We start from the raw sequence: 14,804 nt of genomic DNA, 5'->3' as shown, positions 1-14,804 counted from the left end.
CCCTCGCCGGATCGCTGCGCGGAGCAAGCTCGCACACATTTAATTGCGGGTGTTCACAAGAAGTGTGTTCACAGGAGATCCATTGTGGGAGCGAGTCTGCTCGCGAAGGCGGCTTATCAGACGCCGCAGGACTCAGGGTTTTGTATCGGCCTTCGCGACCACCGTCACCCACCACGGCGTGCGCTGTTCGATCTGCACGGGCAGGGTCGGCAGCAGGGCGGTCAGGGCCAGGTCGGTGTTGTTCAGCGGGAAGCTGCCGGTGATGCGCAAGTCCGCGACTTGCGCGGAGACGCCCAGATAACCGCGCCGGTAGCGACCCAGTTCATGCACCAGGTCTTCCAGCCGCGCGTTGTCCACCACCAGCATGCCGCGCGTCCAGGCATCGGCGCCAGGGTTCAGCACCAGCATCGGGCCGAGGCCATTGCCGTGCATCAGCACCTGCTGGCCTTCGTGGAGAATCTGTTCGTCGGCACTGCCTTGCGGGCGTGCCGCCACCGCCGACTTGAGTACGCCGAGGCGCGTGCCGTCGTCCTCGCGTTTGACCAGGAACCGCGTCCCGAGCGCACGCATCTGACCGTCGCGGGTTTCGACGATGAATGGTCGAGTGTCGTTGTGGCCCGTCTCGATGAGGATTTCGCCCTCCTGCAGAACGATCCGTCGCTGCTTTTCATCAAACCGTACATCCAGCGCGCTGTGGGTGTTCAGGTTGATGACCGTGCCGTCGGCCAGGCGCAAGGTACGTTGTTCGCCGGTGGCGGTGCGTTGATCGGCCAGCCAGTAATCGAGCGGCATGTAGCGGTCGCCGACGAACAACGCGAGCCCGACCACCAGCAGCACGCTGGCGACTCCGCTGCCCAGTGTGCGGACCCGCCGGCGAATGCCTTCGCGTGACTGCAACAACGCCGTGCGGGCCGGCCCGCTGGCGACGGCGAAGCGCTGATCAAGCATGCCCAGTTGTCGCCAGGCGCGAGCGTGTTCTTCATCGGCGGCGTGCCATTTGGCGAACTCTTCGCGCTCCACCGGGCTGCCGCTGCCGGCATCCAGCGACAACTGCCAGGCGATGGCCGCATCGAGTACCCGTGCCGAAACCGGTTTTGAGCTGACCTGATTCATAGCGGCTCGCCGTACAGCGCCACATAGCACTGGCGAATGCCTTGCGCCAGGTATTGCCGAACGCGTGGCACCGAGACGCCAAGGCGTTCGGCAATCTCGGCGTGGCCGAGACCGTCGAGGCGGTTATAGAGGAACGCCGCACGGGCCTTGCTTGAGAGTTTGCCGAGCAAGCGGTCGATGGCCTTGAGGTCTTCGAGAATCAGTTGCTGCTCTTCGACCGAAGGGTGTTGCGCTTCGGGAATCAGCATCAGTTCGGTGAGGTAGGCCTGTTCCAGCGCGGCGCGACGGAAATAGTCGAACAACAGGCCCTTGGCGATGGCTACCAGAAACGCCCGGGGTTCACGGGGCTCCTTCAGTTCGTCACGCCCCAGCAAACGCACGAAGGTGTCCTGGCTGAGGTCTTCGGCCCGTGACGGGCATGCCACATTGCGTCGCAACCAGGCCAGCAGCCAGCCGCGATGGTCGCGATACAACGCACCAACGAGCTCACTGTGAGGGCTTTGGACTGACGACAAGGGGTTTCACCGAATGGATGTTTAAACTAACGAGAATTATTCGCGATTGTGTCAGAGGCAATGGATGGGCGCAATTGACGTTGGTCGGGGGACCGCGTCATCGTTTTCGCGAGCAAGCCCGCTCCCACAAGAGCTCCGCATTACCTGTGGGAGCGGGCTTGCTCGCGAAGGCGTCGGAACAGGCGCTGAAAACCTAGAATGAATGACGCTGTTGCCGACGTTTCCATTGGCTCAATCGCTGTTGCAGGTTCAGTGGGCTGTGAATCTGTTGGGCCCGCGCCCGGCTGAACAGGATCAAGGCCATCTCCGCCGTGGCCAGGGCGTCGGCGCTGGCGTTATGGCGATCGAAGACCTCTAACTTGAACCAGTCGACCCAGTCATCCAGCCCGGCTTCACGGATGTGTGCCTGCGGGCAGAGCAGTGGCGCCATGTCGGCAACGTCGAGAAACGGGTGCTGCAAGCGGTAACCCAGGCTGTCCTTCAAGGCACGCCCGAGCATGTGCTGATCGAATGGCGCATGAAACGCCAGCACCGGGCTGTCACCGACGAACTCCATGAAGTCGAGCAACGCTTCCCGCGGATCACAACCGGCGGCAATCGCACTTGGCCCCAGCTCATGAAGTAATACGCTGGGCCCCAGTTTATGTTCGTTGCGATGCAAGGTCCGCTCGAACTGTTGGCTGAAATCGATGGCACCGTCCTCGATCACCACGGCGCCGATGGACAGCACCACATCTTTATTCAGGTTCAACCCGGTGGTTTCCAGGTCGAGCACCACCCAGCGCTGCTCGCGTAGGCTGCATTCGCTCAGGCTGGGCGCTGGCGGCAGGCGTTCCAGACGCTGTTGCTGTTCGCGGCTCAAGGTCGGTGCGGCCGGGCGCAGCCAGGAAAACAGGCTCATAGCTGATACCGCAGGGTCAGGCTGCTTTGCAGGCGTTGGGCTTGACGCAGGGATTCACGCAGGATCCGCCGATCCAGATGATTAAGGCTGTCGGGATCGACCCGGTTGGAGTAGGGCAGGTTCTCGCGGGTCTGTCGCTGATGTTGCTGCATACGGGTTTGTTGAATGAAGTGGTAGGCCTCTTCATACGCCGCGCCGTCCAGGCGTTCAATCACCTCTTTGGCGACCAGTTGGCGCAAGCGCTCCAGGGTATTGTTGGCTTCGATGCCATTGGCCAGCGCGAGTAGCCGGGCGCCATCGACGAAGGGCGTGAGGCCCTGGACTTTCAGGTCGAGGGTGGCTTTCTCACCGTTCTTTTTAGCCAGTACGAACTCGCGCAAACGTCCCACGGGCGGGCGCTGACGCAAGGCATTCTCGGCGAGCATGCGCTGGAACAGTCGGTTGTCGGCGACCTGATCGAGGATCCCGCGTCGCAACTGCTCGCAGCTGTGTTCATCGCCCCAGACCACCCTCAGGTCGAAATAGATGCTGGAGGCCAGCAGGTTTTCCGGTGTGGCCTCGCGGATAAACGCGGCGAAACGCCGGGCCCATTCGGCGCGGGACAAACACAGCTCGGGGTTGCCGGCCATGATGTTGCCCTTGCACAGGGTGAAGCCGCAAAGCGCCAGGCTCTGGTTGACCTGTTGGGCGATGGGCAACAGCTTGCCGCGAATCTCGGCGGCGTGGGCCGCGTCCCGCGCTTGGAAAAGGATGCCGTTGTCCTGGTCGGTGTGCAGGGTTTGTTCGCGACGACCTTCGCTGCCGAAACACAGCCAGCTAAACGACACGCCAGGGTCGCCGCGCTCGGCGAGGGTCAGTTCGATCACCCGGCACACGGTGTGGTCGTTGAGCAACGTGATGATGTGGGTGATCTGCGTCGAAGAAGCACCGTGGGCCAGCATGCGCTCCACCAGTTGACCGATCTCGCCGCGCAGTGCCACCAGGTTTTCCACGCGGGGTGCATTGCGGATGGTGCGAGCCAGGTGCACCAGGTCGATCCGCTGCAGGGAAAACAGGTCGCGCTCGGAGACGACGCCACACAGCCGCTGGTCTTTCACCAGGCATACGTGGGCGATGTGTCGCTCGGTCATGGCGATGGCTGCGTCGAAGGCGCTGTGATCCGGCGACAGGGAAAACGGCGCCTGGGTCATGTGATGTTCAATGGCCTGGTTGAAGTCGCGGGTGCCGTCGGCGACCACCTGACGCAAATCGCGCAGGGTAAAAATGCCGATCGGGGCCCTGCGCTCGTCGACCACCACGATGCTGCCCACTTGTTGCTCGTGCATCTGGGTCACCGCTTCGCGCAGCGGGGTCGTCGGGCTACAGGTCACCGGGTGGCGCATGGCCAGCTCACCGAGCTGGGTGTTGAGCGAGTACTGGGTGCCGAGGGACTCCACGGCTTTTTGCTGGACTTGCTGGTTGACCTGATCCAGCAGGCTGCTGACGCCCCGTAGGGAAAAGTCGCGAAAGGCGTTGGACAACGCGAACAGTTTGATGAACGCCAGCTTGTTCAGTTGTAGGCAAAAAGTATCTTCGGCCGCCAGGTGCTCGGTGCGTGTGGCGCGTTCACCCAGCAGCGCGGCCAGCGGAAAACACTCACCGGTGGCAATTTCGAAGGTGGTTTCGGTGCCACCCTTGGCGGTGTGCGGACGTTCGCCCACGACCCGGCCTTGCTTGACGATGTAGAAGTGTTCCACCGGGCCATCGGCAGGTTTGATGATGCTCTCGCCAGGGCTATAGAAACGCAGCTGGCATTGTTCGACCAGATAGATCAGGTGCGCGTTTTCCATCTGGTTGAATGGCGGGAAACGCTGAAGAAACTGCAAGGTGCCCTGGATGTTCTGCAACACCGCGGTTTTCCCGGCCTGGGTGAATGCGTCCGTTTTGCTCATAACCATTACCGCAGTCTTTTTTGAATTGTTGTTGTCGGATCATCGGCTATCGTCAGCTCGTGCGCGCAGTGTGCCCATTGGACGTAAGTCTAGGTGGCCGAGTGCCAGTCACGATTTCGGAAATACCCTACGCAGTAACTGCGTAAACCGCGTGCTGACCTCTTGGAAAACTATCGGACGACATGCACATTTAAGCGCTGCTCAGCGATGTCTGATGGTTGTGCCAAGGGATTGAACCAAACATGTAGAGAAGCTTATGTCCGAGCACGATATTTTGAGCGAAGCCGAGCGTGAGGCGCTGCATGCGATCATGCTCGAACCGGATCTACCGCCGCAGCGCGTACTGATCGTTGACGATGACAAGGACGCGCGGGAGTTGTTGTCCCAGGTGCTTGCCCTTGACGGCATCCGCTGCATGACCGCCGCCAGCGGCGAAACCGCACTCAAACTGTTGAACTCGAACAAATCGATTGGCCTGATCATCACCGATCTGCGCATGCACGGCCTCAACGGCCTGGAGCTGGCGCGCGAGGTGCGCAAATCCGCGGGGGCCGCGCTGCCGATCATCATGGTTTCCGGTGACGCCGAAGCGAGTGACGTTATCGCGGCCATGCATTTGAACGTGGTGGATTTCCTGCTCAAGCCCATCGACACCGACAAGCTGCTGGCATTGGTCAAGCATGAACTGGGGGTCTGATCTGCCACCAACGCGTGCAAAACGAAAAAAGCCCTGATCTTTCGATCAGGGCTTTTTCTTGTTCGGCGCTAGCGCTGACTCACAGGCCGTTTTTGGCCTTGAACTCGCGGCGGCGACGGTGCAGGACCGGCTCGGTGTAGCCGTTTGGCTGTTTCGTGCCTTCGATCACCAGTTCGACGGCCGCCTGGAAGGCGATGTTGCTGTCGAAATTCGGTGCCAGCGGACGGTACAACGCGTCGTTGGCATTCTGGCGGTCAACCACCGGCGCCATGCGCTTGAGGCTTTCGAGCACCTGATCCTGAGTCACGATGCCATGGCGTAGCCAGTTGGCGATGTGCTGGCTGGAAATCCGCAGGGTGGCACGGTCTTCCATCAGGCCGATGTCATTGATGTCCGGCACTTTCGAGCAGCCCACACCCTGGTCGATCCAGCGCACCACGTAACCGAGAATGCCCTGGGCGTTGTTGTCCAGCTCGTTCTTGATCTGTTCTGCGGTCCACTGCGGGTTGACTGCCAGCGGAATCGTCAGGATGTCGTCCACCGAAGCACGAGCGCGTTTGGCCAGTTCGGCCTGACGGGCGAACACATCAACCTTGTGATAGTGCAGGGCGTGCAGCGCAGCGGCGGTCGGCGACGGGACCCACGCTGTGTTGGCGCCGGCCAGTGGGTGCGCGATTTTTTGCTCAAGCATCGCGGCCATCAGGTCGGGCATGGCCCACATGCCTTTACCGATTTGCGCACGACCTTGCAGGCCGGTGCTCAAGCCGATGTCGACGTTCCAGTTCTCATAGGCGCCGATCCATTTTTCAGCCTTCATGTCGGCCTTGCGCACCATCGCGCCGGCTTCCATGGAGGTGTGGATTTCGTCGCCCGTGCGGTCGAGGAAACCGGTGTTGATGAACACCACGCGCTCGCTGGCTGCCTTGATACAGGCCTTGAGGTTGACGGTCGTACGCCGCTCTTCGTCCATGATGCCGACTTTGAGGGTGTTGCGCGGCAACTCAAGCACGTCTTCGATGCGCCCGAACAGCTCGTTGGTGAACGCGGCTTCTTCGGGGCCATGCATCTTCGGTTTGACGATGTAGACCGAACCGCTGCGGCTGTTCTTGCGCGAAGTGTTGCCATTGAGGCTGTGGATCGCCGCGAGGCTGGTGATCAGGCCGTCGAGGATGCCTTCCGGCACTTCGTTGCCGTGGCTGTCGAGGATCGCGTCGATGGTCATCAGGTGCCCGACGTTACGCACGAACAACAACGAGCGGCCGTGCAGGCTCAACTCGTGGCCATCGACACCGGTATAGGTGCGGTCGGCGTTCATGGTTCGGGTAAAGGTCTTGCCACCCTTGGAGACTTCTTCCGACAGGTCGCCCTTCATCAGGCCGAGCCAGTTGCGGTAGATCACCACTTTGTCGTCGGCATCGACCGCGGCAACCGAGTCTTCGCAGTCCATGATGGTGGTCAGCGCAGCTTCCATCAGCACGTCTTTGACGCCGGCAGCGTCGGTCTGGCCGACCGGGGTGCTGGCATCGATCTGGATTTCGAAGTGCAGGCCATTGTTTTTCAGCAGGATCGCGGTTGGTGCCGCAGTTTCGCCGTGGAAGCCAATCAGTTGAGCCTCATTGCGCAGGCCGGCCTTGCTGCCTGCCTTAAGGCTAACGACCAGTTTGCCGCCAACGATGGCGTAACCGGTGGCGTCGACGTGGGAGCCGGCCGCCAAGGGCACGGCTTCGTCGAGGAAGGCACGGGCGAAGGCGATCACCTTGTCGCCGCGAACCTTGTTGTAGCCTTTGCCTTTTTCCGCGCCATCCGCTTCGCTGATGGCGTCGGTGCCGTAGAGCGCGTCATACAGCGAGCCCCAGCGGGCGTTCGAGGCGTTGAGGGCGAAGCGGGCGTTCATCACCGGGACCACCAGTTGTGGGCCGGCCATGCGGGCGATTTCGTCGTCGACGTTTTGCGTCGTGGCCTGGAAATCAGCCGCTTCTGGCAGCAGATAACCGATGTCTTGCAGGAAGGCTTTGTAGGCTTGCGCATCATGCGCCAGGCCTGCGCGGGACTGGTGCCAGGCATCGATGCGCGCCTGGAAGTCGTCGCGTTTGGCGAGTAGGGCTTTGTTCTTCGGCGCCAGGTCGTGAATGACCTTGTCGGCACCGGCCCAGAACTTATCGGCGGTGAGGCCGGTACCGGGAATGGCTTCGTTGTTCACGAAGTCGAACAGGACTTTGGCGACCTGCAGGCCACCGACTTGAACGTGTTCAGTCATTGCTTGCCTCACTCTGCTCAGCTATTTCGCTTTTCAGCTCTTCAAATTGACAATGAAGCCTCTGGCCATTTAAACCACAAACCCCTGCACCAGTACATGCCATTACTGGCGGCTGGGTGTTTCCAATCAAGGCCTTGGGCCTTGCTGACGGGGATTTGGGGGTCGTGACGGCGCCTTGGCAGACATCGATCCAACGTTATGTAGTGCGCGCTGCGGCATACTACATGATGAATTGCGGTTGTGAAAATTAGACTAATTACGTCGTTTAGCGACCCGCTAACGCTATCTGGTCACCGCGGGGAACGGGATGTTCTCAAAAAACTATTGGATTGTTCCAGTTAAATATAAAAACTTGTACACATAATCTTCGATGCACTGCTATGGGGCCTGAATTTGTTGGCTATGGAATTCAGTGTGTAGGGCTTTCCTGTGGCGAGGGAGCTTGCTCCCGTTCGGCTGCGAAGCCGTCGCAAAATCAGCGAATGCGTTCTGTCTGAATATTTGAAGGGGCCGCTTTGCGACCCAGCGGGAGCAAGCTCCCTCGCCACACAAAAGCAGTGCCGCGCTGAATTTAGTCCCTTGCCTATACTTGTTTTTCTATAACAAAAGTCATGACAAGAGGGCTGCGCCATGGACCACCTCGTACTCACCGTATTCGCCCCGGATAAGCCCGGTCAGGTCGAGCGCATTGCTCAATGTATAGCCGAACATGGCGGCAATTGGCTGGAAAGTCGTATGTCGCGGATGGCCGGGCAGTTTGCCGGGATCCTGCGGGTAGGTGTGCCGGCCGAGGCCTACGACGAATTGGTAGACGCCCTGCAGGCGTTGTCCGCCCAGGGCATTCGCGTATTGATTGCTGAAAGTGGCATCGAGCAGTCCTGCACCTGGAAGCCGATCGCCATGGAACTGGTGGGCAACGACCGTCCGGGGATCGTGCGCGACATCACCCGACTGCTGAGTGAGCAGGGCGTCAACCTCGAACGGCTGGTGACGGATGTGCGGCCGGCGCCGATGAGCAGTGAGCCGCTGTTCCACGCCGAAGCGATTCTCGCCGTGCCGCTGACTCTGTCGCTGGACGTGTTGCAGTCACGGCTGGAAACCCTGGCCGATGACCTGATGGTGGAATTGGTGCTGCGCAGCGACCCGTAGGGCGGGGAAAGGTTATCCCAGTAAAACGTGCACCTGCCTGTGGATAACCTGTAGAGACTCGCCGCCAGCCCATGCCGTTCGGGGCTCTTCAGTTCTTGATCAAAAAACCAGCAGTTTCAAGGGCTTGTGCACAAACGGCGGGGATCACGCTGTGGATAACCTTGGGAAGGATGCTTGCAGGCTACGATGGCCGTGGCCTGCAAGGCTTTGTGCGTTTTTTGATCAGCTGCGGCGGCGCAAACTCATCCAGGCATCGATGCTGTAAACCGCCAGGCCGGCCCAGATAAACATGAAGGCCACCAACGTGCTGGACGACAGGTGTTCACCAAACAACAGCACGGCTTGTAGCAGCACCAGGGTCGGCGCCAGGTATTGCAGGAAACCGATGGTGGTGTAGGGCAAATGCCGTGTAGCGGCGTTGAAACAGACCAGCGGCACCAGCGTTACCGGGCCGGCGGCCACCAGCCACCAGGCTTGGGACGTGGTCCAGAACTCGGCTTGTGCGCTGCTCGCGGTCGGGTTGAACAGCAACCAGGCAACGGCAATCGGCACCAGCATCCAGGTTTCCACCACCAGCCCCGGCAGTGCCTTGACCGGCGCCTGTTTACGGATCAGCCCGTAGAAACCGAAGGTCAACGCCAGTACCAGCGACACCCACGGCAGGCTGCCGACTTGCCAGACTTGCTGCGCCACACCGATGGCGGCCAGCCCGACGGCCACCCACTGCATGCGTCGCAACCGTTCGCCGAGAATCAGCATCCCGAGCAATACGTTCACCAGCGGGTTGATGTAGTAACCGAGGCTGGCTTCGAGCATGCGCCCGTTGTTCACCGACCAGACATACGTCAACCAGTTGGCCGCGATCAGCGTGCCGCTCAGGGCCAGGATCGCCAGCCGCCGCGGGTTTTCGCGCAGCTCGCGCCACCAGCCCGGATGCTTCCAGACCATCAGCAGCAACGCGCCGAACAGCGCCGACCACAGCACCCGGTGGACGATGATCTCCACGGCGGGCACGGAGGCGATGGCTTTGAAGTAGATCGGGAACAATCCCCAGATGATGTAGGCGCTCAGGCCCAGGATGTACCCGCGACGCGGGTTGGCAGCTTGCATGCAGAATCCTTGCTTAGGCAGCTAACAAAGAGGGGGATTGTAAGGAGATTTTTCGGAACTTGTCGCGAACCTTGTGGGAGCGCGCCGGGCGGCGTTCCGATGCTCGCGATGGCATCACCGCGGTCATCCAGATGCACGGCGGTGTTCGCATCGCGAGCAGGCTCACTCCCACATTGGATCTGTGTGTGTCAGAACAGCTTCAATGGTTCTTCATTGAGCGCAGAAAGTTGCTCGCGCAACGCCAGCACCTGGTCGCCCCAATACCGCTCGGTGCCGAACCACGGGAAGCTGCGGGGGAACGCCGGGTCATCCCAGCGGCGGGCCAACCAGGCGCTGTAGTGCATCAGGCGCAGGGCGCGCAACGGTTCGATCAGCGCCAGTTCCCGTGGGTCGAAGTCGTGGAACTCGCTGTAGCCGTCCATCAATTCCGACAACTGCCCCAGACATTCCTGACGATCCCCGGCGAGCATCATCCACAAGTCCTGCACGGCAGGGCCCATGCGGCAGTCGTCCAGGTCGACGATGTGGAACATCTCGTCGCGGCACATCATGTTGCCGGGGTGGCAATCGCCGTGCATACGGATGTTCTGGTGCGGGGTGACGCTGTAAACCTCTTCCACTCGCTTGAGCAGGTCGCGGGCGACTGACTCGTAGGCTGGCAGCAGGCTGCGCGGGATGAAGTTGCCTTCCAGCAGGGTGGTCAGCGAATCGTGGCCGAAGTTCTTCACGCCCAGCGCTTCACGGTGTTCAAAGGGCCGGGTGGCACCCACGGCGTGCAAGCGCCCGAGCAACTGCCCAAGGCGATAGAGCTGGTCGAGATTGCCTGGCTCCGGCGCGCGGCCGCCACGGCGCGGGAACAGGGTGAAGCGAAACCCGGCGTGTTCGAACAGGCTTTCGCCGTTGTGGATCATTGGCGCCACCACCGGCACGTCGCACTCGGCGAGTTCGAAGGTGAAGCGGTGTTCTTCGAGGATGGCTTCGTTGGTCCAGCGCTGCGGACGGTAGAACTTGGCGATCAGCGGTTCGCCATCTTCGATGCCGACTTGATAGACGCGGTTTTCGTAACTGTTGAGCGCCAGCACGCGGGCATCACTGAGAAAACCGATGCTTTCGACGGCATCGAGGACCAGGTCGGGGGTAAGTGTTTCAAACGGATGGGACATGCTGACTCCTGCGCGCAGCAGGCTGCCGCGTCCGGCCAAGCATGGTAGCGCAAAGCAGTCTGAATTGATCGTTGTGGCTTGAGCGCATTACCTGTGGCGAGGAAGCTTGCTCCCGTTCGGCCTCGAAGCGGTCGCACAACATTCAACCGAGTTCAGTCAGGCAAACGGAATTTGCCGGACTGTGACCGCTTCGCGCTCAAGCGGGAGCAAGCTCCCTCGCCACAGTAGGAGTCAGGCGCCGACGATCCCGCCGTCTTCGCGGGTAATGGCCATTACCGAGGAGCGCGGTTTGCCGTTCGGCAGGTGCTCGGGGAATGTCGAACCGCCGTTTTCACCCGGATGCTGAATCCCGACAAACAAGGTCTTCTGATCCGGCGAGAAGCTGATGCCAGTGACTTCGCAGCCCACGGGGCCGACCATGAAACGACGAATTTCACCGGTGTCGGGGTCGGCACAGAGCATCTGATTGTTGCCCATGCCCGCGAAATCGCCTGCGTTGCTGGAGTCGCCGTCGGTGAGGATCCACAGCCGACCGGCCTTGTCGAAGCCCAAGCCGTCGGGGCTGTTGAACATGTTTTGCGGGGTGATATTCGACGAGCCACCCTTGGGTTTGCCGGCGTGTACGGCCGGGTTGCCGGCGACCACGAACAGGTCCCAGGCGAATGTTGGCGAGGCGTGGTCATCGCGCTCGGTGCGCCAGCGCAGGATCTGGCCGTAGACGTTCTTCTCCCGAGGGTTGGGGCCGCCCACCGGTTGCCCGTCTTCGCCGCGCTTGGCGTTGTTGGTCAGCGTGCAATAGACCTGGCCGTCCTTGGGGCTGACCACGATCCATTCCGGACGGTCCATGCGCGTGGCGCCGACGAGACTGGCGGCCAGGCGTGCGTGGATCAACACCTGGGCCTGATCGGCAAAACCGCTGCTGGCGTCGATGCCGTTTTTGCCGTGGGTCAGCTCGACCCACTGGCCGCGGCCCTTGGGGTGGTCGGGGTTGCTGTCACCGGCGTCGAAGCGTGCGACATACAGCGTGCCGTGGTCCAGCAGGTCGCGGTTGGCCTTGGGGTTACGGTGATTGATTTTGTCGCGGCTGATGAACTTGTAGATGAACTCGCCGCGTTCGTCGTCGCCCATGTACACCACGGCGCGACCATCGTCGGTCTCGGCCAGCGCAGCGTTTTCATGCTTGAAGCGGCCCAGGGCGGTGCGCTTGACCGGTGTCGATTGCGGGTCGAACGGGTCGATTTCCACGACCCAGCCGTGGCGGTTGAGTTCGTTGGGGTTCTTTGCCAGGTCAAAACGCGGGTCGTGTTGATGCCAGTTGATCTCGCGGCTGGCGGCGGATGCGCCGTAGCGCTTTTGCGCGGCGTCGAATGTCTGTTCGGCGTTGCTGCTGCCGAAGCAGTCGGTGAAGTTTTCTTCACAGGTCAGGTAGGTGCCCCACGGCGTTTTACCGTTGGCGCAGTTCTGGAACGTGCCGAGGACTTTCTTGCCGCGCTTGTCGGCACTGGTTTTCATCAGTTCATGGCCGGCGGCGGGGCCGCTCAGGCGCAACGGCGAATTACCGTGGATGCGGCGGTTGTAGCGTGAACCCTGGACGAATTGCCACTGGCCGTTTTTACGTTGCACTTCGATCACCGACACGCCTTCGCAGGCCAGCGCCTTGCGCACGTCTTCGGGCGACTGCGGCATGCCGCCATGCGGGTAGAGGTAGCGGTAGTTGGTGTATTCGTTGTTGATGGCCATCAGTGCACGGTCGCGCTCGCCGGGGAACGCGAACAAACTCATGCCGTCGTTGTTGTCGCCAAACTGCACTTCCTGGGCCTGGGCGGTACCGTTGCCGCTGGGGTCAAAGGCCGGACCATTTTTTTGCAGCGGCTGGCCCCAACTGATCAGCACTGAAGAGGTGTAGCCCGCAGGCAAACTGATGGTGTCCGTGGTGGCCGCCGCGATGCTGTTGAACCCCAGCAGTTTGCTGGTGCCGGCGCTGACACTGGCGGCCAGTGCGCTGCGGCTGAGCAGGTTGCCGCCCAAAAACATCGCCGCGCCGCACAGGGCACCGGCACTGATAAAGCCACGACGGCTGAGGCCGACGATTTTTTCGAGGTCGGTGGCTTGGTTTTCTTCTAATAGGTTCACATCAGGCTCCCTGCGGGTTTTTGCAGTCACCTTAAAGAGCGCCGATGAAGGAAATGTTGCAGTGGTGTTCGGCGCTGCGTAGCGGCCATCAATCAGAGCGGCGTGCCGAGCAACACATTGGAGGGCGAAAACTGCACCTGTACGGCTTTTTCAGCGCTCAAGCCCAGCGCTTTCAGATGCAGCGGCTCCGCCAGGGCGCACAACGTCTGACCATTGGGCAGGGCGATTCGCACTTCACTGGGGCCGTCTTCGGCGTCGAGAATTGCCTCGATGGTGCCCTTGAGGCAATTGTGTCCAGGTGTTGCGGATTGATCGGCGGCCAGCAGTTCCAGCCAACCGGCCTTGATCAGCGCCACGACTTCGGTGCCGGTTTCCAGCTCCAGGCGCCGCGTGCTGTCGTGGGTGATCTGCGCCTGGAGGATCAGCCCTTCGGCCAGTTCCAGGCTGATCAAATCATTGCGGCCTTGGGTGTCGATGGTTGCAACCTTGCCGTGCAGTTGATTGCGCGCGCTGGTCCTGAGCATCAGGCGCCCGAGCAGGTCGAGGTCGCTGGCATCCTCGGCGGCTTCCAGCACTTGTGCTTGCAGTGCTTGCAGCCGTTGATAAAGCCGCAGCACTCGCTCGCCTTCGGCCGAGAGCTTCGCACCGCCGCCGCCCTTGCCGCCGACGCTGCGCTCCACCAAGGGTTTTTGCGCCAGGTTGTTCAGCTCGTCGATGGCATCCCAGGCCGCTTTGTAGCTTAGCCCCGCGCTTTTTGCGGCGCGGGTGATCGAGCCTTGCTCGGCAATGTGTTGCAGCAAGGCAATGCGCTGCGGGCGACGGACGATGTGTTGGGACAACAAGGTAGGCAAGGACATGGCAAGGCGCTGCACGCAAGGGCTGACGGGGTTGGACGTTGGCGGCTTGGCGCGCGGGAGTCAAGTCAGGCGCCAAACCGTCTGGTTGCAATCCCTGTGGGAGCGGGCTTGCTCGCGAAAGCGATCTGTCAGTCACATCGTCGCAGGATGTGCCGCCGTCTTCGCGAGCAAGCCCGCTCCCACAGGGTCAGGTGGTGTTACCGGGTTTGGGTGTCCGGGCCAGGCAATAGACATCGACCCGGGCCGCACCTGCGTCCATCAACAACCTCGCCAGGGTTTGCGCGGTGGCGCCGGTGGTCAGCACGTCGTCGATCAGCGCCAGATGACGGCCAGCGACAGACGCCCCGGGCGCGAGGGCGAAGGCGTTGCGCAGGTTTCGCCGGCGGCCTTCGGCCTTCAGGTCCTGCTGGGCGCTGGTGTCCTGAATCCTCAGCAGCAGCGATTCGTCGCAAGGAATGTCCAGGCTTTCACTGAGCCAGCGTGCGAGCATCGCCGCTTGGTTGAAACCCCGTTGGCGCAGGCGTTTGGTCGCCAGCGGCACCGGGACCAGCAGATCGGGTCGCTCCAGGCCCTCATCGAAGCGATGTTGCAGCGATTGCGCAAGAAGTTCGCCGAGCAGGCGGCCATAGGGCCACTTGGCGTTGTGCTTGAACCGGGTGATCAGGCTGTCCACTGGAAAGCTGTAGGCCCAAGGGGCGATAACCTGTTCGAAGGCCGGTGGTTGCTTCAGGCACTGGCCGCAGGTCATGCCCGCCACGGGCAGTGGCAGGGCGCAGGTCTGGCAATGATCCCCGAGCCAGGGCAGTTCGGTTTCGCAGGCTGTGCATATCGCTTGAGGGGTATCGGACGGTTCTTTGCACAACAAACAGGATTGTTTGTTTTTTAACCAGATGTAAACCGCACCTTTGTATCGTGGTTGACAGCGCATAACTCTTCCTTAAATATGCCGAACATCCGTGTCGCGGCTGTGGATATTCC

At 61.3% G+C, this 14,804-nt stretch carries 12 protein-coding genes; 2 read left to right on the top strand and 10 right to left on the bottom strand.

Annotated elements, in window-relative coordinates; translation table 11 throughout:
• Positions 1-132: 132 nt before the first annotated feature.
• The 4 genes from AC1Z1G_RS24770 to AC1Z1G_RS24755 all read right to left on the bottom strand — a co-directional run bounded on the left by AC1Z1G_RS24770 (position 133) and on the right by AC1Z1G_RS24755 (position 4,466).
• Entirely contained in the window at positions 133-1,113 is a 981-nt protein-coding gene (locus AC1Z1G_RS24770; protein ID WP_483622980.1) for a FecR domain-containing protein, read from the bottom strand.
• Positions 1,110-1,628: an RNA polymerase sigma factor gene (locus tag AC1Z1G_RS24765; protein WP_483622978.1), complete on the bottom strand. Its 519-nt coding sequence runs from the start codon at positions 1,626-1,628 to the stop codon at positions 1,110-1,112. The genes AC1Z1G_RS24770 and AC1Z1G_RS24765 overlap by 4 nt, the downstream gene beginning before the upstream one ends.
• 193 nt (positions 1,629-1,821) lie before the next feature.
• The gene (locus tag AC1Z1G_RS24760; RefSeq protein WP_483622976.1) at positions 1,822-2,529 is read right to left on the bottom strand and encodes a 3'-5' exonuclease; all 708 of its coding nucleotides are present in this window, start codon (positions 2,527-2,529) and stop codon (positions 1,822-1,824) included.
• On the bottom strand, positions 2,526-4,466 hold the full coding sequence (locus AC1Z1G_RS24755) for a putative nucleotidyltransferase substrate binding domain-containing protein (RefSeq protein ID WP_483622975.1): 1,941 nt from the start codon (positions 4,464-4,466) through the stop codon (positions 2,526-2,528). Before AC1Z1G_RS24755 ends, AC1Z1G_RS24760 begins: the two co-directional genes overlap by 4 nt.
• A 250-nt stretch (positions 4,467-4,716) precedes the next feature.
• Here AC1Z1G_RS24755 and AC1Z1G_RS24750 point away from each other — a divergent pair, with 250 nt between their 5' ends.
• On the top strand, positions 4,717-5,157 hold the full coding sequence (locus AC1Z1G_RS24750) for a response regulator (protein WP_483622973.1): 441 nt from the start codon (positions 4,717-4,719) through the stop codon (positions 5,155-5,157).
• Between the two features lie 79 nt (positions 5,158-5,236).
• Here the strand turns inward: AC1Z1G_RS24750 and AC1Z1G_RS24745 are convergent, their stop codons facing one another.
• Positions 5,237-7,414, bottom strand: a complete 2,178-nt coding sequence (locus AC1Z1G_RS24745; protein ID WP_483622971.1) for a malate synthase G — start codon at positions 7,412-7,414, stop codon at positions 5,237-5,239.
• Positions 7,415-8,044: 630 nt separating this feature from the next.
• On the opposite strand from AC1Z1G_RS24745, the gene AC1Z1G_RS24740 reads away from it, so the two are divergent.
• Positions 8,045-8,563 (top strand): glycine cleavage system transcriptional repressor, encoded by a 519-nt coding sequence (locus AC1Z1G_RS24740; RefSeq protein WP_483622970.1) that lies wholly within the window; start codon positions 8,045-8,047, stop codon positions 8,561-8,563.
• Between the two features lie 222 nt (positions 8,564-8,785).
• Here AC1Z1G_RS24740 and rarD read toward each other — a convergent pair whose 3' ends face one another.
• The 5 genes from rarD to AC1Z1G_RS24715 form a co-directional block, all read right to left on the bottom strand.
• Positions 8,786-9,673: an EamA family transporter RarD gene (gene rarD / locus AC1Z1G_RS24735; protein ID WP_483622968.1), complete on the bottom strand. Its 888-nt coding sequence runs from the start codon at positions 9,671-9,673 to the stop codon at positions 8,786-8,788.
• Between the two features lie 188 nt (positions 9,674-9,861).
• Positions 9,862-10,836 carry a serine/threonine protein kinase gene (locus AC1Z1G_RS24730; protein ID WP_483622967.1) on the bottom strand — a complete coding sequence of 325 codons (975 nt, stop codon included), beginning with the start codon at positions 10,834-10,836 and terminating at the stop codon, positions 9,862-9,864.
• Between the two features lie 231 nt (positions 10,837-11,067).
• Positions 11,068-12,969 (bottom strand): PhoX family protein, encoded by a 1,902-nt coding sequence (locus AC1Z1G_RS24725; protein WP_483622965.1) that lies wholly within the window; start codon positions 12,967-12,969, stop codon positions 11,068-11,070.
• Between the two features lie 92 nt (positions 12,970-13,061).
• Positions 13,062-13,826, bottom strand: coding sequence for a TOBE domain-containing protein (locus AC1Z1G_RS24720; protein WP_483622964.1), 765 nt, complete (start codon positions 13,824-13,826; stop codon positions 13,062-13,064).
• Between the two features lie 187 nt (positions 13,827-14,013).
• On the bottom strand, positions 14,014-14,754 hold the full coding sequence (locus AC1Z1G_RS24715; RefSeq protein WP_483622962.1) for a double zinc ribbon domain-containing protein: 741 nt from the start codon (positions 14,752-14,754) through the stop codon (positions 14,014-14,016).
• Positions 14,755-14,804: the final 50 nt, after the last annotated feature.

The sequence above is a fragment of the Pseudomonas sp. JL27(2026) genome, from assembly GCF_056933555.1.
The sequence above is the reverse complement of the archived record's forward strand: the minus strand, read 5'-3'. Positions and strand labels throughout refer to the sequence as shown.